At 73.2% G+C, this 2794-nt stretch carries 3 protein-coding genes; 1 reads left to right on the forward strand and 2 read right to left on the reverse strand.

The annotated features are described in order from the left end of the window. Nucleotides 1-711 (forward strand): ATP-dependent helicase C-terminal domain-containing protein (locus LWH48_RS17955; protein WP_332875642.1); only part of this gene is annotated, 711 nt, incomplete at its 5' end. An 11-nt stretch (nucleotides 712-722) separates the two neighbouring features. Here LWH48_RS17955 and LWH48_RS17960 read toward each other — a convergent pair. After that, a complete protein-coding gene (locus LWH48_RS17960; RefSeq protein WP_232913656.1) occupies nucleotides 723-2060 on the reverse strand; it encodes a DUF3999 domain-containing protein in 1338 nt (445 codons plus the stop codon). Further along, on the reverse strand, nucleotides 2057-2794 hold a 738-nt coding region (locus LWH48_RS17965; RefSeq protein ID WP_232913657.1), incomplete at its 5' end, for a DUF2339 domain-containing protein. The genes LWH48_RS17965 and LWH48_RS17960, both read right to left, overlap by 4 nt.

Below are 2794 nucleotides of genomic sequence, written 5' to 3' on the forward strand. Positions count from 1 at the left end.
CGCCTGGAGTGGTCCGATGAGCAGGGCCGCCTTGTCGGCGAGCAGGTGCGCGGCCTGGGGGCGGTGGTGCTCGAACGCCGCCCGCTCCAGCGGTTGCCTGCCGAGGCGGTGCGCGAGGCCCTGCTCGAGGCGCTACGCCGCCGCGGCCTGCCGCGGGACGAGTCGCTCACCCAGTTGCGCGGCCGCCTGGCGCTGCTGCGGGCGACCCTGGGTGATGACTGGCCGGAGGCCAGCGAGGAAGCGCTGCTTGCGACCCTCGCGAGTTGGCTCGGCCCGCACCTCGACGGTATCACGCGCCTGGAGGCCGTGGAGCGCCTGCCGCTGGCTCGCCTCTTGCTGGACACCCTCGACTGGCCGCTGCGCGCCCGGCTCGACGAGCTCGCCCCCGAGCGCCTGGCGGTGCCCAGCGGTGCCCGACACCGGGTCGACTACGCCCCCTGTCTGGAGGGCCAGTCGCCGGTGCTGGCGGTGAAGCTGCAGGAGTGCTTCGGCTGGCACGCCTCGCCGCGGGTTGCCGACGGGCGCGCGGCGGTGCTGCTGCACCTGCTCTCGCCGGCGCGGCGCCCCCTGCAGGTCACCGCCGACCTGGCGAGCTTCTGGGCGGGCGGCTACGCCGAGGTGCGCCGCGAGATGAGGGGGCGCTATCCCAAGCACCCCTGGCCCGAGGACCCCACTACCGCCGAGGCCACCGCCCGAACCAAGCGCCGCTAGCCTCTGTCAGCCTAGGCCTCATCGCCGCGGCGCAGCAGTCGCAGCGCCAGACCACCCACCAGCAGCGTACCCGCGACCAGCACGCTCCACAGCAGCCAGAGTGTCCAGTCCCGGGGTTGTGTCAGGGCGGCCTCGCCGGCCAGCGTCTGCCGCTCGCCCAGGTGAGCACTGGCCGGCTCCCAGCCTTCACCCTGGCGCCGACGCAGCGAGTCCAGCATCGGCGCCACCGCGGCCTGCTGGCGCCGTGCCCGGGCGCTGCCGGCCAGCAGCTGCCAGGGGGCCTTGCCCTCGGCCAGGAACACTACCCGCTCCGGCGTGTAGCCCAGGCGCAGTGTTGGCGCTGGACCGCTGCGTGGCGAGTCGGCGAGCAGTCGCCAGTGGCGATCGCGATGAGTGCCGAGCAGCGGCTGGGGCGGCGAGCGCAGTTCGCCATTCCTCTCCACCAGGTGATAGCCCGTCCACGCCGATGTGCGTGCCTGCCAGGCGGCGTCCGGCGCCTCGCGGCTCTCCAGTCGCCAGCGTGCGGCGTAGGGGGTGTCGCTCGTCACATCGGCGAGGCTCACCGGCAGTCGTGACGCCATTCGGTAGTGGAACTCGCCGCCTTCCGCGCGAACGCCTTCGAGGGACTCCCAGCTCGGCTTCGCTACCGGCCCCGACTGACGCGTCACCGCCTGGATGCCGGCGAGAACCACTGCGGAATGGCCCGGCAGCGGACGCAGGCGCAGGTAGCGGGCCGAGACTTCGCCCAGCTCGAGGCGACGACGCACCAGGCGCTCGCCGTCGTGGGTGATATCCAGCAGCCGTCCCTGTCTCAGCACGCCACGCCATGTCTCGAGATCATCGCTCGCCTCGACCCGGTAGAGGCTGTCCAGCGGGGCAGCGGCGTCGTCCCAACTGAGGTCCAGGGCGGTAATGGGGCGCTGGATCGCACTCAGGTCGACCAGGGCGGCGCCGGCCTCCCGGGCCTCGTTGGATCCCCCGCCGCGGGTCTCGATGCGGCGCAGTCGGCCCTCGGCATCGGTCTCGCCGATCAGTTCCCAGCGCGCATCGTCGAGGGGCGGTGGTGGCAGCGGAAACCAGGGTGCCCGTTGCAGGCGCTCGGTCGACGCCGGGGCGGGCGCAGGCTGTATCAGGGTGGGTACCGCCTGGCCACGGGCGTCGACCACCTGCAGATCGGCAAGCGACGGGGAGTGCAGGGTGCGGTAGATCTCCGGGGTCAGCTCCAGGCGATAGGCCGCCGCCGGCTCCTCGACTCTCAGCGGCCAGGCGTGACTCCACTCCTCCTCGAGCTCCCCGGCCGCAACGAGAGCAGGCCAGGCCAGCAGTGCCAGATACCCGATGCCTCTCATGTCGCCTCCTTTTGCCGCGGCGGTGCCGGGGCGATGAAGCCCACGCCGATGCACAGCAGCCCGTAGCCGATGAACGAGGCGATGCCCAGCAGGTTGCCCAGGTGCTGGCGATCCACCGCCACCAGCTTGACCAGCACTACCGCCATCAGCAGTGCGGAGAGTTGCCACAGGGTGCGCTGCCGCCGCCGCGAGCCCAGCACCCAGCCGATCACACCGAGCAGGCTCCACAGCAGGGTGAGGCCGGTCTGCACCAGACCGAGTTCCAGCATCGCTGGCGACCAGGGGGCACCGCCCGCCAGATGCGCTCCGCGCAGCAGCTCCACGGTGAGCAGCAGGAAGGCCGCGCCCCCCAGCAGGGCCGGGGTGTGGTGGTCCGCCGCCGCAGGCCAGAGGCCGCCTCGCCAGAGCTGCCAGGCGACCAGCAGCGTCGCCCACTGCACCAGCGCCAGGGGGTTGGCCAGCGGTAGCCAGAGCAGCGGGAAGGGGGCGCCGGTGCGCGGCAGCAGCGCCACCCAGGCGAGGGCCAGCACCAGCAGCAGGCCGGTCGCGAGCGATACGCGCCAGGCCTGTGCCGGCTCGGCCAGGGGGCGCAGCACCCAGCCGGGTCGGTGGCAGAGCAGGGCGGCGAGCGTGAGCCAGGGCAGCAGCGCGGCGGCGAGCTGCCAGGCGGGCGCCAGGTTCAGGGGGAGCGGTTGCAGCAGCAGGGTGCTGAGGCAGAGTGGCGTGGAGGCGAG

This window comes from Halomonas sp. G15, assembly GCF_021282295.1.
Taxonomy (GTDB): Bacteria; Pseudomonadota; Gammaproteobacteria; order Pseudomonadales; family Halomonadaceae; genus Halomonas; species Halomonas alimentaria.